The 22,666-nt window shown below is 69.1% G+C and carries 20 protein-coding genes; 12 read left to right on the top strand and 8 right to left on the bottom strand.

What is annotated here, in order from left to right:
* Positions 1 to 21: 21 nt before the first annotated feature.
* Positions 22 to 795 (top strand): hypothetical protein, encoded by a 774-nt coding sequence (locus ASC87_RS04435; RefSeq protein WP_056657306.1) that lies wholly within the window; start codon positions 22 to 24, stop codon positions 793 to 795.
* Here ASC87_RS04435 and ASC87_RS04440 read toward each other — a convergent pair.
* Genes ASC87_RS04440 through acnA form a run of 3 tightly spaced genes read right to left on the bottom strand, consistent with a single transcriptional unit; the run spans position 788 to position 5,006 of the window.
* Positions 788 to 1,516, bottom strand: coding sequence for a transporter substrate-binding domain-containing protein (locus tag ASC87_RS04440; RefSeq protein ID WP_056657309.1), 729 nt, complete (start codon positions 1,514 to 1,516; stop codon positions 788 to 790). The genes ASC87_RS04435 and ASC87_RS04440 overlap by 8 nt on opposite strands.
* The gene (locus ASC87_RS04445; RefSeq protein ID WP_056657315.1) at positions 1,513 to 2,409 is read right to left on the bottom strand and encodes a GntR family transcriptional regulator; all 897 of its coding nucleotides are present in this window, start codon (positions 2,407 to 2,409) and stop codon (positions 1,513 to 1,515) included. The genes ASC87_RS04440 and ASC87_RS04445 overlap by 4 nt, the downstream gene beginning before the upstream one ends.
* On the bottom strand, positions 2,406 to 5,006 hold the full coding sequence (acnA, locus tag ASC87_RS04450) for an aconitate hydratase AcnA (RefSeq protein WP_056657318.1): 2,601 nt from the start codon (positions 5,004 to 5,006) through the stop codon (positions 2,406 to 2,408). The genes ASC87_RS04445 and acnA overlap by 4 nt, the downstream gene beginning before the upstream one ends.
* 142 nt (positions 5,007 to 5,148) lie before the next feature.
* On the opposite strand from acnA, the gene ASC87_RS04455 reads away from it, so the two are divergent.
* From ASC87_RS04455 to ASC87_RS04465, 3 genes are read left to right on the top strand one after another with little or no spacing between them, the layout of a single operon-like run.
* Complete coding sequence (locus ASC87_RS04455; protein WP_056657321.1) at positions 5,149 to 6,129, top strand: tripartite tricarboxylate transporter substrate binding protein; 981 nt, start codon at positions 5,149 to 5,151, stop codon at positions 6,127 to 6,129.
* Positions 6,126 to 6,626, top strand: coding sequence for a tripartite tricarboxylate transporter TctB family protein (locus tag ASC87_RS04460; RefSeq protein WP_056657324.1), 501 nt, complete (start codon positions 6,126 to 6,128; stop codon positions 6,624 to 6,626). The genes ASC87_RS04455 and ASC87_RS04460 overlap by 4 nt, the downstream gene beginning before the upstream one ends.
* Positions 6,627 to 6,641: 15 nt before the next feature.
* Positions 6,642 to 8,141, top strand: a complete 1,500-nt coding sequence (locus tag ASC87_RS04465) for a tripartite tricarboxylate transporter permease (RefSeq protein WP_056657328.1) — start codon at positions 6,642 to 6,644, stop codon at positions 8,139 to 8,141.
* Positions 8,142 to 9,100: 959 nt separating this feature from the next.
* Here the strand turns inward: ASC87_RS04465 and ASC87_RS04470 are convergent.
* Positions 9,101 to 10,096: a diguanylate cyclase domain-containing protein gene (locus ASC87_RS04470; RefSeq protein ID WP_056657331.1), complete on the bottom strand. Its 996-nt coding sequence runs from the start codon at positions 10,094 to 10,096 to the stop codon at positions 9,101 to 9,103.
* Positions 10,097 to 10,167: 71 nt separating this feature from the next.
* Positions 10,168 to 10,785 carry a LysE family translocator gene (locus ASC87_RS04475; protein WP_056657467.1) on the bottom strand — a complete coding sequence of 206 codons (618 nt, stop codon included), beginning with the start codon at positions 10,783 to 10,785 and terminating at the stop codon, positions 10,168 to 10,170.
* Between the two features lie 45 nt (positions 10,786 to 10,830).
* Between ASC87_RS04475 and ASC87_RS04480 the strand changes: the two genes are divergently transcribed.
* A complete protein-coding gene (locus tag ASC87_RS04480; protein ID WP_056657470.1) occupies positions 10,831 to 11,754 on the top strand; it encodes a histone deacetylase in 924 nt (307 codons plus the stop codon).
* On the opposite strand, the gene ASC87_RS04485 is transcribed toward ASC87_RS04480, so the two are convergent.
* Positions 11,755 to 13,578: an aminopeptidase P family protein gene (locus ASC87_RS04485; protein WP_056657335.1), complete on the bottom strand. Its 1,824-nt coding sequence runs from the start codon at positions 13,576 to 13,578 to the stop codon at positions 11,755 to 11,757.
* A 33-nt stretch (positions 13,579 to 13,611) separates the two neighbouring features.
* Positions 13,612 to 14,958 carry a TAXI family TRAP transporter solute-binding subunit gene (locus tag ASC87_RS04490; RefSeq protein WP_056657472.1) on the bottom strand — a complete coding sequence of 449 codons (1,347 nt, stop codon included), beginning with the start codon at positions 14,956 to 14,958 and terminating at the stop codon, positions 13,612 to 13,614.
* A 99-nt stretch (positions 14,959 to 15,057) separates the two neighbouring features.
* On the opposite strand from ASC87_RS04490, the gene ASC87_RS04495 reads away from it, so the two are divergent.
* The 7 genes from ASC87_RS04495 to ASC87_RS04525 all read left to right on the top strand — a co-directional run bounded on the left by ASC87_RS04495 (position 15,058) and on the right by ASC87_RS04525 (position 21,756).
* The gene (locus ASC87_RS04495; protein ID WP_056657338.1) at positions 15,058 to 15,753 is read left to right on the top strand and encodes a response regulator; all 696 of its coding nucleotides are present in this window, start codon (positions 15,058 to 15,060) and stop codon (positions 15,751 to 15,753) included.
* Positions 15,750 to 17,054, top strand: coding sequence for an ATP-binding protein (locus ASC87_RS04500; RefSeq protein ID WP_056657341.1), 1,305 nt, complete (start codon positions 15,750 to 15,752; stop codon positions 17,052 to 17,054). Before ASC87_RS04495 ends, ASC87_RS04500 begins: the two co-directional genes overlap by 4 nt.
* Positions 17,055 to 17,105: 51 nt before the next feature.
* Entirely contained in the window at positions 17,106 to 17,510 is a 405-nt protein-coding gene (locus ASC87_RS04505; RefSeq protein ID WP_056657345.1) for a VOC family protein, read from the top strand.
* A 64-nt stretch (positions 17,511 to 17,574) separates the two neighbouring features.
* A complete protein-coding gene (locus ASC87_RS04510) occupies positions 17,575 to 18,510 on the top strand; it encodes a DUF808 domain-containing protein (protein ID WP_056657348.1) in 936 nt (311 codons plus the stop codon).
* Between the two features lie 46 nt (positions 18,511 to 18,556).
* Positions 18,557 to 19,063, top strand: coding sequence for a GNAT family N-acetyltransferase (locus tag ASC87_RS04515; RefSeq protein ID WP_056657351.1), 507 nt, complete (start codon positions 18,557 to 18,559; stop codon positions 19,061 to 19,063).
* An 83-nt stretch (positions 19,064 to 19,146) separates the two neighbouring features.
* Positions 19,147 to 19,560: a hypothetical protein gene (locus tag ASC87_RS04520; RefSeq protein WP_056657354.1), complete on the top strand. Its 414-nt coding sequence runs from the start codon at positions 19,147 to 19,149 to the stop codon at positions 19,558 to 19,560.
* A 111-nt stretch (positions 19,561 to 19,671) separates the two neighbouring features.
* Positions 19,672 to 21,756, top strand: a complete 2,085-nt coding sequence (locus tag ASC87_RS04525) for a TonB-dependent receptor (RefSeq protein WP_369820732.1) — start codon at positions 19,672 to 19,674, stop codon at positions 21,754 to 21,756.
* A gap of 36 nt (positions 21,757 to 21,792) precedes the next feature.
* On the opposite strand, the gene ASC87_RS04530 is transcribed toward ASC87_RS04525, so the two are convergent.
* Positions 21,793 to 22,647, bottom strand: a complete 855-nt coding sequence (locus ASC87_RS04530; RefSeq protein WP_056657360.1) for a hypothetical protein — start codon at positions 22,645 to 22,647, stop codon at positions 21,793 to 21,795.
* Positions 22,648 to 22,666: the final 19 nt, after the last annotated feature.

Raw genomic sequence — 22,666 nt, forward strand, 5'->3', positions numbered from 1 at the left:
CCGCCCGATGAACCTCGCCCGATGAACGTCGCACTCCCGGCCCTCGTCGTCTTCGTCCTGCTGCTTCCCGGTTTCATCGCACGGTCCCGCATCAAGCGGGCCGAGCGCCTGTCGCTCGACTACTCGCCGTTCGGCCAGGTGGTCACCGAGGCCGTCGTGTGGGCCGCGGGCCTGCACCTCGTGTGGGTGGCGGCCACCAACGCGTTCACCATCTGGCAGTTCCGGCCCGACATCGCCCTCACGCTGCTGTCGGCCGACACCAGCGTGCAGACGCAGGCGCTGCACGCCGTGGCCGCGCAGGCCCCGTGGGTCACGCTGTACCTCGTCACGCTGCTGGCCGCCGCCTACCTCGTGCCGTCGGCCTTGCGCCGCTTCATCAGCTGGCGCCGGCTCGACCGGCTCGGGTCACCGTGGGGCGCGTGGCTGCGCTTCTCGGGCGCGCCGTGGTACTACCTGCTGAGCGGCGCCGATTTCCCGCGCGGCCGCAGCCCGGACCTGATCGCCATCAGTGCCATCGTCAGCGTGGCCGGCAAGCCGTACCTCTACAGCGGCATCCTCGACGACTACTACCTCGACCAGGACGGCCGGCTCGACCGCCTCATCCTCGAGCAGGTGATGCGCCGCCCGCTCGACCGCGACAAACCGGGCACGGAAACCCCGGACGACGGCAGCCGTTTCTACCCGATCGACGGCGACTACTTCGTGCTGCGCTACAGCGAGGCCATCACGCTCAACGTCGAGTACATCCTGCTGGCGCGGGCGGACGACGTCAGAGGCTCCCAGCCTCTCAGCTGACCGGTGGCGCCACGGAGGCGCCGTCGATGCCGTGGCGCTTCAATGCCCCGGCCACGAAGCCCGATGCCTTCCGGGTTTCGACAAACGCGGCGAGGTACGCCGCCGCGTCCGCACCGCGGCCTTTGGGGCACCCCATGGCCTGGCCGATCGTCATGAAGCGGCCCGGCAGCAGCCGCAGGCCCGGCACGCGCCTGGCGTCGGCCTCGAGCTGCTGGCGCACGCCGGCCGCCACGGCGTGACCACCGGCGAGGAAGGTGTCCACCACCGCGGGTGACGTGGGGGCCCGAACGATGGCCGCGTGTTGCAGCTCACGCGTCAGGTACAGGTCATAGGCGCTGCCGAGGCCCACCACCACGTCGTGCCCCGGCGCGTCCACCTCGGTGTTGTGGCGCAACGGCGAGTCGTGGTGCACGAGGTAGGCGCCTTCGATCAGCACGTACGGTGCGGAAAACGCGATGCCGGCACCGCGCACCGGGTCCACGGCGAAAAAACCGACGTCGGCGCGCTCGTTCGTCACCGCGTCCACCGACCGGCCGGCGCTGTCGAACACCACCAGTTCCAGGTCGGCGCCGAGCGCCGATGCGAAGGCCTGGGCCAGGTCCACGGACACACCGCACGGCGAACCGTCCGGGGCGGTGCCGGCCAGGATGGGGTTGCCGAGGTTGATCGATGCCCGCAGGGGTCCGGTGGGGCAGAAGGCCGCCTTGAGTGCGGGTGTCATGGGGTCAACAGGCCGCGCAGGCGGCCCAGGTTGTCGAGGGTGTGGCCGAGGTGCACGCGCAAGGTCTCGGCCGCGTCCTGCAGCCGGTGCTGCTCGATCAGGTCGAGCACGTGCAGGTGCTCGGCGCAGTGCTGTTCGTAGCGCTGGCGGTCCTTCATCGAGCGGTACGACAGCAGCCGGCGCACGCGGTTCACGCGCCGCAGGGTTTCGATGAAAAACGGGTTGCCCGACCCTTCCACGATGGCCTCGTGGAACCGCACGCCGCGTGTGTGCAGCTGGTCGGCGGTGTCGGTGTCGATGCCGCCAGCGAGCAGGTGGTGTTCGGCCGCGCGGCAGCGCGCCAGCAGGTCGGGGTCGAGCCGGTAGCCGGGTTCGAGCAGCGCCGCCGGTTCGAGCGCGAGGCGCAGCCGGTACGACTGCAGCAGGCTGTCGGGCGTGGTGAGCATGGGCGAGAAGCTCCAGCCGTAGCCGGCCTTCTTCTGGACCCAACCCTCCTGGGCCATGCGGCCCAGCACGGCGGTGACCTGCGCGGGCGTGAGCCCGTAGCGGTTCTTCAGCCACACCTCGGAGAAGGTGTCGGGCACCTCGCCGCGCAGGCGGTCGTCGGCGAGCTGGAAGTAGCTGCGGGTGACGACGTCGGGGCCGTCGCGCTCGAGTTCGCCGCGCACCGCTTCGGCGGCCGGCGCGATGGGCTGGGCCACGAAGTAGCCGCGGTTGGGTTCGCGGGTCAGCAGGCCCTTGGCCTGCAGCAGGCGCAGCGCCTCGTTGACCGGGGAGCGCGACACTCCGAGGCGGTCGGCCAGCGTCTGGGCGGCCAGGTGGCTGCCCACGGCGAGGCGGTCCTGGGCGAGCAGGTCGAGCACCTGGGTGGCAAGTGGGGCGGATGATTTCATCGCGGGGTCAACATCTCGTGCAGGATCATCGGGATGACGCCGCCGTGTTGAAGCAGTCGCACATCCAGCCGGGTCTCGACGGCTGCGATGGCCTCGAGGGCCACAGTGTCGCCGTTCTGGCGCAAGATCTTCACCGGCACCCGGGCGCGTGGTGACAACGTGTTCATCGGGGCATCGATCTCGATGCGGTCGCCCGGCTCGATGACGAGCCGTTCGGGCAGGCGCAGCGGCAGGATGCCCATGCCCACCAGGTTCGAGCGGTGGATGCGCTCGAAGCTCATGGCCAGCACCGCGCGGATGCCCAGCAGGCGCTGGCCCTTGGCCGCCCAGTCGCGCGACGAGCCGGTGCCGTACCGTTCGCCCGCCACCAGCACCACCGGCTGGCCCTCGTCCCGGTAGCGGGCCGCCACTTCGTCGATGGGCGCCACGGTGCCGCTCGGCACGTGCAGCGTGTGGGCGGTGGGGGCATGGGGTGCCAGCGCGTTGTGCAGCGTGCGGTTGTGGAAGGCGGCTCGCAGCATCACCTCCCAGTTGCCCCGCCGCGACGCGAAGACGTTGAGGTCGTTCCGGTCGTCACCACGGGCCACGAGGAAGTCGGCCACGCGGCTGTCGGGCGGGATGGCACTGGCCGGGGAGATGTGGTCGGTGGTGACGTCGTCGCCCAGCACGAGCAGCGGCTGGGCCACGTAGTGCCCCAGTTGCGAGCGTTCGTCGGCGCACGCGAATGGCGGCCTGCGCAATGCCGTGGAGGCCGGGTCCCACGGGAACTGCGGGCCGCTGGGCGCGTCGATGGCATGCCACAGCGGGTTCAGGCTCGCGAGCGCGAAGGCGCGCACGTAGTCGGTGCGGTCGGCGGCCCGTACCAGGCACGCGTCGATCTCCTCGCGCGTGGGCCACAGGTCGCGCAGCATCACGGGGGTGCCGGCGGCGGACGTGCCCACGGGGTCGGTGCCGAAGTCGCGTTCCGCGTCGCCCGCGAGCGCGAACGCGATCACGAGTGGTGGCGACATCAGGAAACCGAGTTCGAGGTCGGGGTGCACACGGCCGGGGAAATTGCGGTTGCCCGACAGCACGGCCACCGGCTGGATGCAGCCGGCAGCCAGGCCGTCGCGGATCATCGGCGGCAGCGGACCCGAGTTGCCGATGCACGTGGTGCAGCCCTGGCCCACGATGTCGAATCCGACCGCGGCCAGGTCGTCGATCAGGCCGGCGCGTTCCAGGTAGGTGGCCGCGGCTGGGGACCCCGGGGCCAGCGAGGTCTTGACCCAGGCGGGCACCGTGAGGCCCAGCGCGCGGGCGCGGCGGGCCAGCAGGCCGGCAGCCACCAGCAGGCGCGGGTCGCTGGTGTTGGTGCAGCTGGTGATGGCCGCGATGCCCACCGGGTGCCGCGGCATGGCCGGCGCGGCCTTCGGCGTGAAGTTCAGCGCCGCGAGGGCCTCGCGCGCCTGGCGGTAGGACAGCAAGTCCTGCGGGCGGCGCGGGCCGGCGATGTGCATGCCCACCGTGTCGAGGTGGATGTCGATGTGGCGCGTGTAGCGTGGCTCGGCGAGGCCGTCGAACCACAGCCCCACGCGGCGCGCGCACGCCTCGACGAACGCGGCCTGGGCGGCGTCGCGGCCCGTGTCGAGCAGGTACTGCACGGTGTGCCGGTCCACCGGGAAGAAGCCGGTGGTGGCGCCGTATTCCGGCGCCATGTTGGCCACCACCGCCCGGTCGCCGGCCGTGAGGGTGCTCACGCCCGGGCCGTAGAACTCGACGAATTCGCCGGACACCCCGATGGCCCGCAGGCGCTGCGTGACGGTGAGCGCGAGGTCGGTGGCGAGCGTGCCCGGTGGCAGCGAACCCGAGAGCCGCACGCCGATCACGTCGGGGATGCGCAGCGGTGTCGGCAGCCCGAACATCACCATCTGCGCCTCCAGCCCGCCCACGCCCCAGCCGAGCACGCCCAGGCCGTTGACCATGGGGGTGTGGCTGTCGGTGCCGATCATCACGTCGGGCACGGCCCAGGTGGCGCCGTCGCGTTGTTCGGTGGTGAACACCGTGGCCAACTGCTCCAGGTTGATGGTGTGCATGATCCCGGTGCCGGGCGGGTGGATGCGCACGTCGCGCAGCGCGGTGGCGGCCCAGCGCAGGAAGCGATAGCGCTCGGCATTGCGGCGGATCTCGTGCTGCAGGTTCACCGTGGCGGCGTCGGCCCGGGCCGAGACCTCCACCGCAAGCGAGTGGTCCACCGACACGTCCACCGGCAGGCGCGGGTTCAGCTGCTCGGGGTCGGCGCCGGCTTCGGCCAGCGCGTCGCGCATGGCGGCGATGTCGACGAGGGCCGGGGTGCTGGTGGTGTCGTGCATCAGCACGCGGCCGGGCTGGAACGGGATCTCGGCGTCGCTCGTGCCATGGGCCAGCCACCCGGAGAAGGCGGCCACGGCCTGGTCCCGCGTTGCGCCCGTGGTGTGGCGCACGACGTTTTCCAGCAACAACCGCAGCACCACGGGCAATTGCAGGAGGCGCTCGCCAAACAGGGCGGGCAGGTCCACGATGCGGTAGGTGCGGCCCCCGACGACCAGGTCGGACGAATCGAAGCCGGTGGTGTTTTCCATGAAGCGCAGTTTGCACTTTTGGTATAAAAAAAGCAATTCAATGAACCAACGGGATTCCCCCGTAGTTCCCGCGATGAGGCAAATTCACGCCTCCGCCAGAATGACGACTTCGTCACGGTTTTCACTTCGAAAGAAAAACGCCATGCAAACCACCTCTTTCCGTCTCGGCCGCCGTACGTTCGTTTCCGCCGCCGTGCTGTCTGCCGTCCTGGGCAGCCCGGCGTTTGCACAGGCCCCGCTCGACCTGAAGATCCTGGCCCCGGCGGCGCCCGGTGGCGGCTGGGACAGCGCGTCCCGCTCGCTGCAGCAGGTGCTGACGTCCTCCGGCGCCTCGAAGAGCGTGCAGGTGGTCAACGTGCCGGGCGCCGGCGGCACCGTGGGCCTTGCCCAGTTCGTCAACAACGCCAAGGGCGACGGCCACCAGCTGATGACGATGGGCATCACGATGGTGGGCGCGGTGCTCACCAACAAGTCGCAGGTGGGGCTCGATTCGGTCACCCCCATCGCCCGGCTGACGGGCGACCCGCTCGTGGTCGTGGTGCCGGCGAACTCGCCGCACAAGACGCTGAAGGACCTGGCGGCCGCGCTGAAGGCCGACACCTCGAAGGTCGTCTGGGCGGGAGGCTCGGCCGGTGGTGCCGACCACATCCTCGCCGGGCTGGTGACCAAGGCGGCCGGCGGCGACCCGTCGAAGCTCAACTACGTGCCGTTCTCGGGCGGCGGCGAAGCGCTGGCCGAGATGCTGGGCGGCCGCGTGACGGCTGGCGTGTCTGGCTACAACGAGTTCGAAAGCCAGATCAAGGCCGGCAAGCTGCGTGCGCTCGGGGTGTCCACGGGCAAGCGTGTGACCGGGGCCGACGTGCCCACGCTGAAGGAGCAGGGCATGGACGTCGAGCTGGTGAACTGGCGCGGCATCGTCGCGGGCCCGGGCATCACGCCGGCCCAGAAGCAGGCCTTCGGCGCGGCCATCTCGAAGGCGCTGAAGTCGCCCGAATGGGAAAAGATCCTCAAGGCCCGGGGCTGGGACGACGCCTACCTGGGCGCCGATGAGTTCGCCACGTTCCTCAAGAGCGAGCAGGCGCGTGTGAAGGACGTGCTGACCACCATCGGGCTCGTCAAGTGAGTGCCGAAGCCTCCAACGGCCCGGGCTGGCGCGCGCTGGCCGGGGTCGGCGCGTTCCTGCTCGCGCTGGCGGTGACGCTGCTGGTCGACGCCACGAACCTGCCGCCGCCACAGGCCGTGGGGGTGGGCCCCACCGCCGCCATGCGGCTCGTGGCGGTGCTGCTGGCCGTGCTGGGCGTGGCTCACCTCGCTGCGGCGTGGAAAGCCCGCGCCGTGGCGTTCACGCCGGGCGAAAAGGGCAACAAGGCCGCACTGGCGTGGGTGATGGGCGGGTTGGTGGGCCTGATCGTGTGGCTGCAGGTGGGCGGCGGGTTCGTCCTCGGCGCCACGTGGTTGTTCGTGGCCACGGCTGCGGCCTTCGGCCAGCCCATCCGGCTCAAGTCGCCGCTGATCGGTTTCGTGCTCGCGCTGGCCGTCTACGCGTTCTTCACGCTGGGCCTGTCGCTGTCGCTGCCGGCCGGCCCGCTCGAACGTGCGCTGTTTGGCGCGGCCACCTGATCCGGGGAGCACTCGATGGAACTCTTCACGCTCCTCGCCCAGGGTGTCGGCGTCGCGATCCAGCCGGGCAACCTGCTGTTCGCCGGCATCGGCGTCCTGCTCGGCACGCTCGTCGGCATCCTGCCGGGCATCAGCCCGTCGCTCACGGTGGCGTTGCTGCTGCCGCTGACCTTCAAGCTCGACCCCACCGGGTCCATCATCATGTTCGCCGGCATCTACTTCGGCGGCATGTACGGCAGCTCCACCACGGCCATCCTGCTCAACACGCCGGGTGAGGCCGCGTCCATCGCCACCGCCATCGAGGGCCACAAGATGGCCCGCGCCGGGCGGGGCGGGCCGGCACTCGCCACCGCCGCCATCGGGTCGTTCGTGGCCGGCACGCTGGCCACCCTCGGGCTCGCGGCGCTGGCGCCGTGGCTCGTGGACCTGGCTGTGCAGTTCGGCCCGTGGGACTACTTCGCGCTGATGGTGCTCGCGTTCGTCACCGTGTCGGCCACGTTCGGCACGTCGGTGCTGCGGGGCGTGACCAGCCTGGTTCTGGGCCTCGTGCTCGGGCTCGTGGGCATCGACAAGCTCACAGGGCAGTCCCGGCTCGCGTTCGGCGTGCCGTCGCTCCTCGACGGGGTGTCGGTCACCACGCTCGCCGTGGGCCTGTTCGCGATGGGCGAGACGCTGCACACCGCGTCGCGCTTCCATGGTGTGCGGGAAACCATCGAGGCCGTGCGCGGTTCACTGTGGATGACCCGCGATGACTGGAAGCGGTCGTGGAAGCCGTGGCTGCGGGGCTTCAGCCTCGGGTTCCCGATCGGGGCACTGCCGGCCGGTGGCGCCGAGGTGCCCACGCTGCTGTCATACACGCTGGAACGCAAGCTCGCGAAAAAACCCGACCAGTTCGGCCAGGGTGCCATCGAAGGGGTGGCCGGCCCGGAAGCCGCGAACAACGCGGCGGCCACCGGCACGCTCGTGCCGCTGCTGGCGCTGGGGTTGCCCACGTCGGCCACCGCGGCCATGCTGCTGGCCGGCTTCCAGCAGTACGGGCTCGTGCCCGGCCCGCTGCTGTTCGTCACCAACGCCGACCTGGTGTGGGGCCTCATCGCCAGCTTCTTCATCGGCAACCTGATGCTGCTGGTGCTGAACCTGCCCCTCGTGGGCCTGTGGGTGCAATTGCTGAAGGTGCCGCAGCCGTGGCTGTATGCGGGCATCCTGCTGTTCGCCGCGATGGGCACGCTGGCGGCCAACCCGTCGCCGGTGGAGCTGATGATGCTCGTGGTGTTCGGTGTCGTGGGTTACCTGATGCGGTGCTGGGACTACCCGGTGGCGCCGATGATCGTGGGGCTGATCCTCGGGCCCATGGCCGAGAACCAGTTCCGGCGCGCGCTGCAGATCAGCCTGGGCGACAGCCTCGTGTTCTTCAGGCACCCCAGTTCGGCCATCCTGCTGGCGCTGGCGGCCATCGCCCTCATTGCCCCGCTGATGTTCAAGCAGTTGAGCAAGTTCAAGGGAGATGACGCCTGACGGGGCTCTTGTTCGTGCTGCGCCACACTCCGCTATCGTCCAGGCGAAGGGGCGCTGCCGTCCGGGATCCACATCCGTCACCCCGGTCCTCCGGGCTCGCTATTCGCTGCGAGCGGTCCCAGTCGGCTTCGCCGCCTGAGACTGCTGCGGTGCTCGCGTCTCGGGGGCGGACGAACGACGAGGCCCTCGGTGCGCAGTGCCAGGCTGTATCGATGACCAAGCCGGAGACCCGTCCAGGGTGACGCGAGTGGCACGGGTGGTGCGGAGCCTGGGAAGGCAAACCCCGGACGTCAGGGCTTGGAGAGACGTCCTGGCATCATCGAGTCCTCGGCGTCCACCGAGCGAGTCCCGCTCAGCCGAAGCGCCTGGGCAAAGGTCTGGGAAGCTGGTGTTGAGGTGTTTTCTTGGTTCCTTCTTTTTCACCAGAAAGAGAAGGGACTCGGCTGCCGGGCCGAGACCCGGCGCGGCCTCGCCCGAGAGAAAACTCAACTCGCAGCGACCAGTGGGCCCCGGCGTTCGCCCATTGCTGTCCGGGGAAAATCTCGGTCATCCCGGCGAACGCCGGGATCTCCAGCGGTGCACGGGAACGCTGCTGTTGAGCGAGAAGGTGGAGATCCCGGCCTGCGCCGGGACGACAGGGCTGTGCGGGGAAACGCATTGGCGTTTGCGCAGAGCCGGTCTCTCAGGATCAGGCCCTCTGCCTGATTCGGCTTACTCGGGACGACAGGGCTGTGCGGGGAAACGCATTGGCGTTTGCGCAGAGCCGGTCTCTCAGGATCAGGCCCTCTGCCTGATTCGGCTTACTTTGCGCATGTTGCGCGGTCCTGTTGCTGATTCAGTTGGCGCTCCGGGATTTATCCCGAATCACCAACCCCCGCAACAACTTACCGCTCAGCGCTCAAACTTTCCCCGGACAGCAGTGGGCGTTCGCCGGGGTGACTGTGGGGCGGGTTGGCGCCCTACAACGCCAACTGCTCCACGGTGTCCAACTGCATCTCGAAGCTGAAGAATCGGTCACGGCCCCGGGCCTTCGCGGCATACAGCGCCTCGTCGGCCCGGGTCACCATGCCCTCCGTCGTGGTGTCGCCGTCGGGGATGCAGGTGGTGATGCCACCGGTCAGGGTCACGAGCGGCCCCACGGACGACGCCGGGTGGGGCAAGGCGGAGCCGGCGAGGATGCGTCGAAGCGCCCGCGCAAAGATCATCGCGCCCGACTTCGGCGTGTTCGGCAGGATCAGCGCGAATTCCTCGCCACCGTAGCGCGCGGCGTGATCGCGCGGCCGGTGGCAGGCCTGGCGCAGCATGGCGCCTATGTGGCGCAGGCACTGGTCACCTTCCACGTGGCCCAGCGTGTCGTTGTAGCGCTTGAAGTGGTCCAGGTCGCACAGCACCAGCGTGAGCGGCTGCTGTTCGCGGCGCGCCGAGGCGATCTCTGCGTGCAGCAGGCGGTCGAATCCGCGGCGGTTCACGAGGCCGGTCAGGTCGTCGTGTTCGGTCATGTGCTGCAGCCGCTCGTTGGCCGCGCGCAACTCCGAGGAGACCGCGATGATGCGGGTCTGCATCGCCTTCAGTCGGGTCATGGCACGCAGCTTGGCCGCCAGCACCACGGCCGACACGGGCTTGACGAGGTAGTCGTCTCCGCCCGCCTCGATGCCGCGCGACAGGTCCTCCTCCTGGTCGCGGGCCGACAGGAAGATGATGGGTGTCCAGTGCCCCGCCTCGCACTCTCGCATCTTGCGGGCGAGCCAGTAGCCATCGTGCCCCGGCATCACCACGTCGAGCAGCACGAGGTCGGGCTTGTGGCGCTGGAATTGATCGAGTGCCCAGGTGGCGTCCCCGGCCTCGAACACACGGTGGCCCATCGCATCCAACTGGGCGGCCATGGCGACGCGCACGCCGGGCTGGTCGTCGACGACCAGGATGGACAGGGGGGCGTGGAGGGATGACACAGTCAAGCGGGCGAGTGCAGTTCGCCCTGTTTTCGGCGGTTCCCGGATGGGCTTGAGTGGGCCGTTCGTGAAATTGGCTAACGTCGCGATAGCAGCAAGCCCACGCCGGCCCCTGCCAGCAGCGTGCCGCTCGTGCGGTTGAAGAGGCGCTTGCCCCGGGGCGTGGCGAACCAGCGCCGCAGGTGCAGCCCCATCCACGCATAGGCGGCGATGGCCACCAGCTCCAGCGCCAGGAACAGCGCACCGAGCACCGCGAACTGCGGGGTGACGTCGCGGCCGGCGTCGACGAACTGCGGCAGGAACGCGGTGAAGATCAGGATGGCCTTCGGGTTGCCGGCCGCCACGAGGAACTCCTGGCGGGCCAGGGCGGCCAGCCGCGCGGGTGGGGTGGTGGCCTCGGCCGACGGGGTGGTGGGCGCTCGCCACAGCTGCCACGCGAGCCAGAAGAGGTACAGCGCACCGGCCACCTTGATGACGGTGAACAACCGTTCGGACGTTTGCAGCACCGCTGCGAGCCCCGCCGAGGCCAGCGCGATCATCAGCAGGAACGCGAGCAGCCGCCCGCCACCGGCGGCACAGGCCCGGCCGAAGCCGTAGCGCGTGGCATTGCCCAGCGACAGCAGGTTGTTGGGGCCGGGTGCCATGTTCAGCGCAAAGCACGCCGGCACGAAAAACAAGAGGGTGGTTCCGTCCATGGCGCCATTGTGGCGCGGCCGCATGCCCCGCCGCACAATCAGGCCATGCTGGCCTTCCACACCGATCAGTTCACGCTCCCGCTGCCGCCGGGGCACCGGTTCCCGCAGGAGAAGTACCGGCGGCTGCGCCAGCGGGTGCCGGTGGAGGTGCCGGAGATCGAGCTGCGCGTGGCGCCGGCAGCCACCGACGGCGAACTGGCGCTCGCCCACACGCCCGGCTACGTCACCGACGTGGCCGAGGGCCTGCTCGACGCCGCCCGCCAGCGCGAGATCGGGTTCCCATGGTCGCCCGAGATGGTGGAGCGCTCGCGCCGCTCGGTGGGCGCCACCATTGCCGCCGCACGCACTGCGCTGGCCCAGGGCGTGGCCGCCAACCTGGCGGGGGGGACCCACCATGCGGGCGCGGCGCAAGGCGGGGGCTTCTGCGTGTTCAACGACATCGCGGTGGCCGCCCGGCTGATGCAGGCCGAATGGGGCCGCCACCACCGCAGCCTGCTGCGGGTGGCCGTGATCGACCTCGACGTGCACCAGGGCAATGGCACGGCCGCCATCTTCCGTGACGACCCCACGGTGTTCACGCTGTCGTTGCACGGCGAGAAGAACTTCCCGTTCCGCAAGGAGGCGAGCGACCTGGACGTGGCGTTGCCCGACGGGTGTGCCGACGCCGAATACCTCGACGCCCTGGACGGCGCACTGGACCGCTTGTGGGCCCACCACGCCGACGCACTGCCGGGGCTCGTGTTCTACCTGGCGGGTGCCGATGCCCACGAGGGCGACCGCCTGGGCCGCCTGAAGCTGACGGCGGCCGGCATGGCCGAGCGCGACCGGCGGGTGTTCGCCGCGGCACGCGAGCGCCGCATTCCCGCGGTGCTGACGATGGGCGGCGGTTACGGCCGGGTCATCGACGACACCGTGAACGTGCAGATCGGCACGTTGCGCGAGGCCGTGGGCAGCTTTCGCCGCTGGTGATCAGATCGGCTCGGTGCGCGCCAGCAGCCACGCCAGGGCGTCGCCCGCCACCAGCGGCGACAGCCGCTCCCGCACCACCGCGTGGTAGCGGTTGAGCCACGCCACTTCGTCGGCACGCATCAGCGATGGGTCGATGGAGCGGGTGTCGATGGGGCACAGCGTGAGCGTCTCGAATTCGAGGAACTCGCCGAACTCGTTGGTGACGTCGGGGTTCGCGCACGGCACGTTGAGTACCAGGTTCTCGATGCGGATGCCCCACTGGCCCGGCCGGTACAGGCCCGGTTCGATGCTGGTGATCATGCCGGGCACCATGGCCATGTGGGCCTCGGGGATGGCTTTCGAGATGCTTTGCGGGCCTTCGTGCACGTTGAGGAAGTAGCCCACGCCGTGACCCGTGCCGTGGCCGTAGTCGAGGCCGTGTTCCCACAGGGGCGCGCGGGCGATGGCGTCGAGCATGGGCGACAGCGTGCCGCGCGGGAAGCGCGTGCGGCTCAAGGCCAGCGTGCCCTTGAGCACCAGCGTGTAGTCGCGGCGCTGGGCCGGTGTCAGGTTGCCGATGGGCCAGACGCGGGTGATGTCGGTGGTGCCACCCACGTACTGCCCGCCCGAATCGATCAGCAGCAGGCCGTGGCCGGTGATGGCCGCGTGCGAGGCCTCGGTGGCGCGGTAGTGGGGCATGGCCCCGTTGGCGTTGAAACCCGCGATGGTGGGGAAACTCAGGCCCACGAAACCGGGCCGGCGCGCCCGCGCGGCACTCAGGTGTTCGTCGACGGTGAGTTCCGTGAGGGGTTCGGTGCGGGTGGTGTCGGCCAGGGCGTGCTCGAACCAGGCGTAGAACTCGCACATGGCCGCGCCGTCCTGGGCCATGGCCTCGCGCACGAAGGCGGCTTCGGCGGCCCCCTTGCGGCTCTTGAACAGCGTGCTCGGGTTGATGGCCTCGATCACCGCGGTGGAGTTGCCCACGTGCTCGCGCAGGCCCAGTGTCACGCGGCGCGGGTCGACCAGCAGCGTGGCCCCCGCCTGCAGCGCGGCCAGCGACGGGCCGGCCTCGGCATAGGGCGACAAGCGCACACCATCGGCCTGCAGCACGGCGGCCAGGTCACCGGGCACCTTGCCGTCGGCCACGTACAGCGTGGCCGAGGCCGGGCCGATCAGCAGGTGGGCCAGGAACACCGGGTTGTAGCTGACGTCCGAGCCGCGCAGGTTGAGGATCCACGCGACGTCGTCCACGGTGGAGACGAAATGGTGCGCCGCGCCCTGGGCCGCCATGGCCTCGCGCACCTGGCGCAGCTTGTCGGCGCGCGACATGGGCGCCTGTGGGGCCGTGTGTTCGTAGACGGGCGCGGTGGGCAGGGCAGGGCGGTCGGGCCAGGCGGTGTCGAACACGTCGATGTCGGTGCGCAGCGAGATGCCCGCCTTGTCGACGCCGGCGTGCAGCGCCTGGGCGGCGGCGATGCCGAGCACGTTGCCATCCACGGCGAGCGAGCTGCCGCGGGGAAGTTGCTGCACGATCCAGTCGATGTGGTGCACCGCGGCGCCGGTGGGGATGCGCACGAGGTCGATGCCGGTGCCGGCGAGTTCGGCCTCGGCCTGCACCCAGTAGCGGCTGTCCGCGAACAGCGCGGCGCGGTCGGTGGTGACGACGAGCGTGGCCATGGATCCGGTGAACCCGGACAGCCATTGCCGGCCCTGCCAGCGTTCGGGCAGGTATTCCGACAGGTGCGGGTCGGCGGACGGCACGAGCACCGCCGAGACACCCAGCTGGGCCAGGGTGTCGCGAACACGTTGCAGGCGCAGGCGGATGGGGGAGGTGCGTTGGTCCATGGGGATGTCCGTGCGGTGTGCTGAGCGGGAATTCTAGGCTTCGCCAGTCACCCCGTTGAGCTTGCGGCGAACCATGTCGATGTGGCTGCGCAGGGAGTACAGCTCGTCGGCATAGCTGAGCGGGATGCTGACGTTTTCGACGCGGGCCTCGATGTCGTCGAGTTCCCGCGAGAGTTCTTCCACCGGGCGCTGGCCGGCGGCGTTTTCGAGCGCACGCAGCTGGCCATACCAGCGGAACACCCGCGAGCGGATGCGGAACTGGTACAGCGGAGGCACCACGCGGCCGAGCGGGATCAGGATGGCCACGATGGAGACGAGCACCACCCACATGCGGTCGATCAGGTTGGCGAGCCAGAAGGGCAGGTAGCGCTGCAGGAACGGCGGGCCGGCGCGGTAGAAGCGCTGCGCTTCGGCCGCCAGTTTTCGCTCGGCGCCGCGGGCGGTGGGGAAGTCGCCCTTGTGCTGGAACCAGCCCGCACCGCCGTGCACCGATTGCGCGGCCTGCATGAACAGCTGGATCAGCGCCGGGTGGGTGCCTTCGCGTGCCACCAGCGTGGCCGTGGGGGCGATCAGCCGCACGTCGGCCGGCGGCACGTCGCCTGCCAGGTCCACCACGCCGCGGGGCAGGGTCACGGCGCTCAGGAAGGGGAAGCGGCGCGAGTAGGCGTCGGCCTGGGCCACGTCGAAGAGCTTGATGCCGGGGGTCTGCAGCAGCATCTGCACCATCACCGATTCGGGGGCGGACGCGAACACGATGGCGTCGATCTCACCTTCGAGGAAATCGACCACGGCCGGCGTCTGCGGCTTGCGCAGCAGCGTCAGTGTCGACGGATCGATGCGGTTGGCCTCGAAGAGGCGGGCCATCAGGTTGGGCACGCCGCTGCCGGGCGCGCCGATGTTGATCTTCCAGCCCTGCAGCTGCGACAGGCTGTTGACGAGCGGGGCCTTCACGAGGCGTTGCGCCGAATCCTCGCGGTAGAACAGCCACACGGGTTCGTAGAACAGGCTGCCGAGGGACATCAGGTCTTCCTCGTCCTCCACCGGTTCTCCCGGGCGTTCGGCGTCGGCGCCGCCCTGCACGAACGCAATGTCGACGCCAGAATTCTCGTCGCGCAGCAGTTGCAGGTTCTCGGCGGCCCCCTGGGTGTTGCGCAGTTCCACCGTGATGCCATGGCCCTTCAGGAACGCGGCGTAACGGCGGCCGAACTCGGCATAGGCACCTTGTTCCACGCCGGTGGCGAGCACCACGCGCTTCGGCGGCGTGGGGTCGAGCACCCAGTAGGCAACGCCCAGCAGCACCGCGGCGATCAGCACGAACGGCCCGGCCGTGGCCAGCAAGTCGCGGAACGACAGCAGGGTGTTGCGCAGGGCTTGGGGCATCAGGGTCATGTCCGTCAATGAAAGGTCTGGAGCCCGACGATACACGGCCCACGCCCGGGGGCGTTATGCTTTTCCCTTCACACCCAACCCTGTACCTCGATGCGCCTGCTGCTGGTGGAAGACGACCGGATGATCGGCGAGAGCCTGCGCGGCGCGCTGCGGCTGGAAGGTTATGCGGTGGACTGGGTGCGCGACGTGGCCTCGGCGCGGGCCACGCTGGCCAGTGAACGTTTCGATGCCGTGCTGCTCGACCTGGGCCTGCCGGCCGGCGGCGCGGCGGGTTCGCCGGATGCCGAGGGCGGCCTCGGCGTGTTGCGCGAGCTGCGCTCGCGGGAGGACACCACCCCGGTGATCGTGCTCACCGCCCGCGACGCGCTGGGCGACCGCGTGAAGGGCCTCGATGCCGGTGCGGACGACTACCTCGTCAAACCCTTCGAGCTGGACGAACTCTGCGCCCGGCTGCGCGCGGTGCTGCGCCGCCACGGCGGGCGCGCCCAGCCCGAACTGTCGCACGGCGGGGTCACGCTCGACCCGGCCACGCGGCAGGTCACGCGCGACGGGGTGCCGGTGCTGCTGTCGGCCCGGGAGTTCGCGGTGCTCGAGGCGTTGATGCTGCGTCCGGGCGCGCTGCTGTCGCGCGCGCAGCTGGAAGACCGCCTCTATGGCTGGGGTGAGGAGATCGAGAGCAACGCCGTCTCGGTCTACGTGCACCAGCTGCGCAAGAAGCTCGGGGCCGGTTTCATCCAGAACATGCGCGGCGTGGGTTATTTCGTCGGCCCGGCGCCCAAGGCATGAACTCCATCCGGTTCCGCCTGCTGCTGGCGCTGCTGGCCATCCTCGCCGCCACCGCGGTGGTGCTGGGCGGCTTCACGTACCGCAACGTGCTCGTCGAGAGCGAATCGCTGTTCGACTACCAGCTGCGGCAAATGGCGCTTTCCTTGCGCGACCAGGGCGAGATCGACCCCAGCCAGGCCCAGGCGCTGGCCGACGGGCAGCTCGATTTCGTCGTGCAGATCTGGAGCGTGGACGGCCGCACCATCTATGCCACGCGCGACCACCCGAACCTGCCATCGCGGGCATTGATCGGCCTGGCCGAGGTCAATGTCCAGGGCCAGGTGTGGCGCACGTTCAGCACGGCCACGCGCGACCGGGTCATCCAGGTGGCCCAGCCCGTGCAGATCCGCAAGCGGCTCGCGGCCGACGCCGCGCTGCGCAGCGTGCTGCCGCTGCTGTTCCTCGCGCCGCTGCTGGCCCTGTTCGGCTGGTGGGTGGTGGCGCGTTCGCTCGCGCCGCTGACCCGCGTGGCGGCCGACGTGCGACAACGCGACGAACGCGTGCTGTCGCCCCTGCCCACCGTCGGCCTGCCCGACGAGGTGGCGCCGCTCGTGGTGGCCTTGAACGCGCTGCTCGTGCGGCTCGGCGAATCGTTCGACACCCAGCGTGCGTTCGTGGCCGACGCCGCGCACGAACTGCGGTCGCCGCTCACGGCCCTCACGCTGCAGCTCAAGCTGCTGCAGCGCGCACCCGACGACGCCAGCCGGGACGCCGCCATCACCGCGCTCGGCGAGGGCATCGAACGGTCCACCCGCATGGTGGGGCAGTTGCTGACCCTCGCGCGCAGCGAACCCGGGGCCGCCGCCGCGCCGCTGGAGCCGCTCGACCTCGCCGAGGTGGTGCGGCAGGCGCTGGTCGACACGGTGCCCTACGCCGTCTCGCGCGGCTCCGAACTGGAACTCGTGGCCGACACCCCGGTGATGTTGGCCGGTGACCGCACGGCGCTCGGCGTGCTGGCCCGCAACCTGGCGGACAACGGCCTGCGCTACGGCCCGCCGGGTGCCCACGTGGTGGTGCGGGTGATGGTGCAGGCCGGCACGCCGGTGCTGCAGGTGGACGACAACGGCCCGGGCATCCCGGCCGACGAGCGCGAGCGCGTGTTCGACCGCTTCTACCGCCGGGCGTCCAACGACGAAGGCGGCAGCGGCCTGGGCCTGGCCATCGTGCTGACCATCGCCCGCCGCCACCACGCCACCGTGACGCTGGATGATTCCCCGCTGGGCGGATTGCGCGTGACGGTGCGCTTCAGTGACAGCCCCTGAGGCTTCCAGCTGCTAAGGTGGGGGCCCCCCCACTTCCGGAACGGTCCCGCCATGGGTGTGCAACTGAAAAAAGCGGCGCTCGACATCGGGCTTGTCACCACGAACGGCCCCGCGATGCTCGCGTTCTACCGCGACACGCTCGGCCTGCAGTACCTGCGCGAGATGCCCATGCCCGGCGGTGCCGGCGTGATGCACCAGATGATGTGTGGCGACAGCATGCTCAAGCTCGTGGTGGCCGACAGCACGCCTGACGTGGCACCGAAGGGCGGCATCCAGGGCGCCACCGGCTACCGCTACCTCACCATCACGATCACCAACCTCACGGCGGTGCTGGCCGAGGTCGAGGCCGCCGGGTACAAGGTCATCGCGAAGGAACGTGAACTGCGCCCCGGCGTCACCATCGGCATCGTGGCGGACCCGGACGGCAACTGGGTCGAGTTCCTCTCGGTGGCCTGACCGGGGGGGGGGCGGGCCGGCATCCGCTACGATGCGGGCCTTCGCAACCCCATACCCTACTGCCATGGCCGGAGCCAACCTGCTTGCCCTGATCGACGACATCAGCACCGTCCTCGACGACGTGGCGGTGCTGAGCAAGGTGGCCGCCAAGAAGACGGCCGGTGTGCTGGGCGACGACCTGGCGCTCAACGCCCAGCAGGTGGCCGGTGTCACGGCCGACCGCGAACTGCCCGTCGTGTGGGCGGTGTTCAAGGGCTCGGCGATCAACAAGCTGATCCTCGTGCCCGCGGCGCTGGCCATCAGCGCCTTCATCCCATGGGCCGTGGTGCCGCTGCTGATGGTGGGGGGTGCGTTCCTGTGCTTCGAGGGTTTCGAGAAACTCGCACACAAGTTCCTGCACAGCAAGGCTGAAGACGATGCCCACCACGCGGAACTGGCCCACGCGGTGGCCGATCCGGCCGTCGACCTGGTGGCGTTCGAGAAAGACAAGATCAAGGGCGCGGTGCGCACCGACTTCATCCTGTCCGCCGAGATCGTGGCCATCACGCTCGGCACGGTGTCCACGCAGCCGTTCATGACGCAGCTGTTCGTGCTGGCCGGCATCTCCGTGGCCATGACCATCGGTGTCTATGGTTTCGTGGCCGGCATCGTCAAGCTCGATGACCTGGGGCTGTACCTGACCCGGAAGGCGTCCAGCGTCGCCCAGGCCATCGGCCGCGGCATCCTCGCGACCGCGCCGTACCTGATGAAGGCGCTGTCGGTGGCCGGCACGGCGGCGATGTTCCTCGTGGGCGGGGGCATCCTCGTGCACGGCGTGCCGCCGCTCCACCACGCCATCACCCATGCCGTCGAAGGCAAGGGCGGTGTGGTGGGCCTGCTCGCCGAACCGCTGGCCAATGCCGTGGTGGGCTTGATTGCCGGGGCGCTGGTGCTGGTGGCGGTCACGCTGATCCGCAAGGTGTTGAACAAGGGTGGGGTGGGCGACGCGGCGAAGACTTGAGCCCCGGCACACGCAGGTCGGGCCTCGCTGCCTCCAGGAACACCGTATGCGCGTTGAACCAGTCTCTGACACCCAGCATGAGTCGCTGATAGACCTGCTGCGCGAGCTGCACACCTTCTACAACGAAGGTTCCGTGGCCCCTCGGGAGGTTGTGCGAGAACACCTCCTCGAGAACCTCCTGGCGGTCGGATCGCCCCATCGTTTGGTGGTGGCCTCGAGCAACGACGGCAGTGTGGTTGGCCTGGCTGCCATCACACTGGTTTATTCACTTGTCGACTTCGCCGCGGAGAAGCGCAAGCAGTGCCAGCTGAAAGAGCTGTACGTGAAGGCGTCGGAGAGAAGCCAGGGCGTTGGCAAGGCGCTCATGTCGTGGGTGGCTCGATACGCCTTCGAGAACGGTTGCTGCCGCATCGACTGGCCCGTCAAAGCATCGAACGCCCGAGGAATCTCCTTCTACGAGGCCCTTGGTGCTGAACGAGTTGCCGAAAGGCTCAGCTACAGGCTCTCCGAGCCAAACATGAGTCAGCTTGCCCATGAGGGCACGGGTGCCTGACGCTGGCCCTTTGGTCAATCGGACATATCAGCGGCGCTGTCGGGTGCCACTTACCCCCAACGTTCGGCATCAGAGAAATCGCAATGCACCACTCGTCGCTGCCCAAACACATTCAGCTCCTCCTCGTCATTTTCTTTGCGGCGAACCTCACGCACTTTGTACACAACGCCGAGTACATCGCCTACTACCCCGGCATGCCGTCGTGGCTGACCCGAGAGCAGGTGTACCTGGCCTGGGTCGCCGGAGCCAGCGTTGGCCTTTCAGGTTTGCTGGTGTACAGAACAAGGTTGAAGGCCTTGGGCCTGGCGCTGGTCGCGGCATACGGCGCCCTGGGTGTCGACGGGCTGGCGCACTACGCACTGGCGCTATGTTCAGAACACACGTTGGCCACGAATTTGACGATCTGGTTTGAAGTCTTGGCAGGCTTGTCTTTGCTGCTGGCGTCATCAGCGCTGATCGGTCGAACGCTCTCGATGCGGGTCAAAGCAAGCATCTGATGCCTGCCCCAGCCGGGGCACGATCGGCTCTACATTTCTTTGCAATGAGAATCAATCGCGTTATCATCGCCGGCTTTGCCTGGCGATCCTGACGTGATGACCCGACCTGTCTTGAGTTCTCTTTCCTTGCTGCTGGCCGCGGCGTCCGCGGCTGCCCAGACGGCCGAAACGGCGCCGGCATCGGACCTGCCGACCGTGCGGGTCAAGGCGGCGAAGGAGTCCTTGACGTACCACGCCCCCACGGCGCGAAGCGCCACGAAGGTGGAAGCACCGCAGCGCGACATCCCGCAGACCGTGGACGTGGTGCCGGCGCCGGTGCTGCGCGACCAGGCCGTGCTGTCGGTGCAGGACGCCTTGCGCAACGTGCCCGGTGTGGGCCTGTCGCACGGCGACGGCCAGCGCGACCAGGTGACCATCCGCGGTTTCAGCGCCATCGGCGACCAGTTCGTCGATGGCATGCGCGACGACGCGCTGTACTTCCGCGACCTCTCGAACGTGGAACGCATCGAGGTGCTGAAGGGCCCGGCATCGGTGTTGTACGGGCGCGGTTCGTCGGGCGGGCTCGTCAACCGTGTCTCGAAGAAGCCGGGTGTCGACGTGGGTGAACTCACGGTGCAGTTCGGCAGCTGGCAGCAGCGCCGCGCCCAGCTGGACTACGGGCAGGCGAACCCCGACGAGGTGGTGTCGTTCCGCGTGACCGGTGCGATCGAACGCGCCAACAGCTACCGCGACCCGCAGTTCCTCGACCGGACGGCCTTCGCGCCGTCGCTGCTGCTGCGCCTCGCGCCCACCACGCGGTTGCTGGTGCAGGCCGACTACCTCGAAGATGCCCGCATCACCGACTTCGGCATCCCGGCCTACCAGGGACGGCCGGTCAACGTGCGCCCGGGGGCCTACTACGGTGCCGCCAACGCGCGCGACGTGGATGTGTCGCGCTCGCGCGTGACATCGGCCGGCTTCGAGCTGTCCCACGGGTTCAGCGACACGCTGTCGTTGCGCAACGCATTCCGCTTCTACGACTACGTGCTCGACCGCAAGAACACGCTGGTGGGATCCGTCAACGAAGGGGCCGGCACCGCCAGCTTGAACCGGTCGAACGTCACACGTGCCGAACACGGCTTCTTCAACCAGACCGAACTGACGCAGAAGCTGCGCACCGGCAGCGTCGATCACCAACTGCTGTACGGCATCGAGATCGCCCGCCAGCACAAGGACCAGGTGTTCCGCAGCCAGAACAACGTCGCGACGGTGGACCTGTTCAACCCGGTGCTGCCCGTGCTACCGCTGCTCGTCACGGCGGCCCCGGCCACCAACAACGTTGGCGAACTGGACACCACGGGCGTCTACGTGCAGGACCTCGTGACGTTCACCCCGCAATGGAAGGCCCTCGCCGGCGTGCGGTTCGACCGCTTCGAACAGGCCACCGAAGAGCGCCGCGCCGGGCAGGCGAACCTGGCCCGCACCGACAACGCCGTGAGCCCGCGCGTGGGCGTGGTGTGGCAACCGAGCGATGTGCAGTCGTACTACGTGTCGCTGTCGAAGTCGTTCCAGCCGTCCGGTGAGAGCTTCCCGGTGGCGGCCAACAACGCGCAGATCGAGCCCGAGGAAACGACCAACCGCGAGGTCGGTGCGAAGTTCGACCTGTTCGGCGGCCGTGCGTCGCTGAACGTGGCGGTCTTCCGCCTGGAGCGCACGAACATCAAGACCACCGATCCGGCCACCAACACGCTCGTGCCCATGGGCACCCAGCGAACCGATGGCCTGGAAGCCTCCTTCAACGGAGATCTGGGCGGTGGCTGGCAGCTGGTGACCGGGTACGCGTACCTGGATGCCAAGATGACGAAGTCGATCGCCGTGGATGCGGGCCAGCCGGTGCAGGGCAAACACGCCACGTTGACGTCGCGCCAGCAGGCCAACGTGTGGGCCACGCACACACTGTCTTCCGGGTGGGGCGGCGGCGCCGGAGTGGCCTACGTGGGTGACCGGTTCGCGAACGCGGGCAACACCGTCGTGCTGCCCGCGTACACGAAGTTCGATGCGGCCGTCTGGTGGCGGGGCAAGGATGTGGACGTCCAGCTGAACGTGTTCAACCTGACGGACCGCGAGTACATCGTCGCGGGCCACGGCAGCAGCCCGCAACTGAACCTGCCGGGTGCACCCCGGTCCGCCCAGCTGACCGCGCGCCTGCGCTTCTGACAGGGGCGGTTCGATCGCGGGTGTCGCGCCTGACGGTCACTCTTCAGCTTCGTTGCGCCCGGAACGCGATTCGGCTCGCGAAGCGTAGGCCGAGGCTTCCTGCCGGAGGCGCGAAGCCATGTCCAGCGCCTCGGCCACGAACTGCTGCTTCTCGCGAAACCTGTTTGCTTCGCCGACACGGCTCAATCCGGCTTCCAGCCGCGTGACAAGTTCACCTTCAAGACCGGTCTCCTTGATGGCGGGCAGCGTCGGCCTGAGGGGCGGGGGCAGTATCCCGTGGCGAAGGTCGCGACGCTGCTGCTTCAAGTGGGCTTGATACGACTTGAAAACGCGCTCCTGGAATGCTGGAGACATGCGGTCCTTCGACCGCTTGGACGGTGGGGATGCCGTGCTGGCTGTTTCGCCCGATTGACCGGTCTGTGACGAGCGGGGAAGCTGTTCCGGCAATGAACCGTGTCGGTCATCGAGCGGTGCCTCCTCCTCCAACTGCGGCATGCCGTCGCGCAGCATCGCCTCGTACTCCTCTTTGTCGACGTCTCCAATGAGGCTCTTCTCTGGCGAAGTCACACCGGAGCTTGCGGATGAGGCGGACTCGCTCGCGACGTTGGAGGCGCTCCACGCTTGATAAGACTCCGCGTCATAGAAGATTTCATCCTCCTGCGCGTTGGGGAAGACATCGAAGTGGCTGCGGGTGGTGGCCTCTTCGGCGGACGCTGCCAGGCGTTTTCGCTGCAACGCCTGGAGCGAGTTGAGGCCGGTTTCGTTCCAGCCGTTGCTCGCAAATCTTTCGCTGCTTCTCGCCCGTGGTGACTGCGATTCAGCCTCCCGTCTGCTTTCCTCGTAGGCGTGAATGTCGACTCGCGGATCGCCCGTCCCAACTCGGCTGGTCATCTCTTGTGCTCCTTGCCCG

This window comes from Rhizobacter sp. Root1221, assembly GCF_001425785.1.
Lineage (GTDB): Bacteria > Pseudomonadota > Gammaproteobacteria > Burkholderiales > Burkholderiaceae_C > Rhizobacter.

Coding starts and splice junctions, on each gene's coding strand:
- ASC87_RS04485 (WP_056657335.1), bottom strand. CDS start 13,578: ATGGACCAACGCACCTCCCCCATCCGCCTGCGCCTGCAACGTGTTCGC.
- ASC87_RS04435 (WP_056657306.1), top strand. CDS start 22: ATGAACGTCGCACTCCCGGCCCTCGTCGTCTTCGTCCTGCTGCTTCCC.
- ASC87_RS04515 (WP_056657351.1), top strand. CDS start 18,557: ATGCGCGTTGAACCAGTCTCTGACACCCAGCATGAGTCGCTGATAGAC.
- ASC87_RS04455 (WP_056657321.1), top strand. CDS start 5,149: ATGCAAACCACCTCTTTCCGTCTCGGCCGCCGTACGTTCGTTTCCGCC.
- ASC87_RS04475 (WP_056657467.1), bottom strand. CDS start 10,785: ATGGACGGAACCACCCTCTTGTTTTTCGTGCCGGCGTGCTTTGCGCTG.
- ASC87_RS04505 (WP_056657345.1), top strand. CDS start 17,106: ATGGGTGTGCAACTGAAAAAAGCGGCGCTCGACATCGGGCTTGTCACC.
- ASC87_RS04440 (WP_056657309.1), bottom strand. CDS start 1,516: ATGACACCCGCACTCAAGGCGGCCTTCTGCCCCACCGGACCCCTGCGG.
- ASC87_RS04500 (WP_056657341.1), top strand. CDS start 15,750: ATGAACTCCATCCGGTTCCGCCTGCTGCTGGCGCTGCTGGCCATCCTC.
- ASC87_RS04465 (WP_056657328.1), top strand. CDS start 6,642: ATGGAACTCTTCACGCTCCTCGCCCAGGGTGTCGGCGTCGCGATCCAG.
- ASC87_RS04490 (WP_056657472.1), bottom strand. CDS start 14,958: ATGCCCCAAGCCCTGCGCAACACCCTGCTGTCGTTCCGCGACTTGCTG.
- acnA (WP_056657318.1), bottom strand. CDS start 5,006: ATGGAAAACACCACCGGCTTCGATTCGTCCGACCTGGTCGTCGGGGGC.
- ASC87_RS04495 (WP_056657338.1), top strand. CDS start 15,058: ATGCGCCTGCTGCTGGTGGAAGACGACCGGATGATCGGCGAGAGCCTG.
- ASC87_RS04445 (WP_056657315.1), bottom strand. CDS start 2,409: ATGAAATCATCCGCCCCACTTGCCACCCAGGTGCTCGACCTGCTCGCC.
- ASC87_RS04530 (WP_056657360.1), bottom strand. CDS start 22,647: ATGACCAGCCGAGTTGGGACGGGCGATCCGCGAGTCGACATTCACGCC.
- ASC87_RS04480 (WP_056657470.1), top strand. CDS start 10,831: ATGCTGGCCTTCCACACCGATCAGTTCACGCTCCCGCTGCCGCCGGGG.
- ASC87_RS04520 (WP_056657354.1), top strand. CDS start 19,147: ATGCACCACTCGTCGCTGCCCAAACACATTCAGCTCCTCCTCGTCATT.
- ASC87_RS04510 (WP_056657348.1), top strand. CDS start 17,575: ATGGCCGGAGCCAACCTGCTTGCCCTGATCGACGACATCAGCACCGTC.